1 protein-coding gene is annotated in these 576 nt (G+C 72.2%); it reads right to left on the bottom strand.

Annotated features, from left to right (window positions below; all coding sequences use genetic code 11):
- On the bottom strand, positions 1-576 hold a 576-nt coding region (locus tag ACSC1Q_RS43065; RefSeq protein WP_436764524.1), incomplete at both ends, for a fibronectin type III domain-containing protein.

Raw genomic sequence — 576 nt, 5'->3', positions numbered from 1 at the left:
TGGGGGCGGCGTCCGTGGTCGCGTTCACCGTGTTCGACGGGGACGAGGCGTTGGAGGCCGCGTCGTGGGCGGTGACGGTGAAGGCGTACGCCGTCGCGGGGTTCAGCCCGGTCACCGTGTGCGTGGTGCCCTGCACGGTGGCCACGACGGTGCCGTCTCGGCGCACCTGGTAGCCGGTCACCCCCACGTTGTCGGTGGAGGCCGACCACGACAGCGACACGCTGTTCGCCGTCTTCCCCGTCACGGTGAGGTTGCCCGGAGTGCTCGGCGCCTGCGTGTCGCCTCCGGCGACGGTCCCGTACACCTCAAGCTCGCCCAGCTGCGCGGCCGTCCAGCCGGTGTTGCCGGTGAAGGTGAGCTGGATGTACCGGGTGGAGGCCGCCGGGAACGTGATCGTGACGGTGTTGCCCGAGGCCGGGTTGAAGGAGTGGCCCGCCGACGCGGCGAGCGTGGTGAAGGACGAGCCGTTCGTGCTGCCCTGCACCGACAGCGTCTGCGTGCGGGCCTGCCACGCCGCCTGCGGCGGCAGCTTCAGCACCACCCTGCCGACCGACGCCGCCGCGCCCAGATCGACCC

It is taken from the genome of Streptosporangium heterodermiicola (assembly GCF_051390675.1).
Taxonomy (GTDB): Bacteria; Actinomycetota; Actinomycetes; order Streptosporangiales; family Streptosporangiaceae; genus Streptosporangium.
This window is presented reverse-complemented; position numbering and strand designations above follow the sequence as displayed.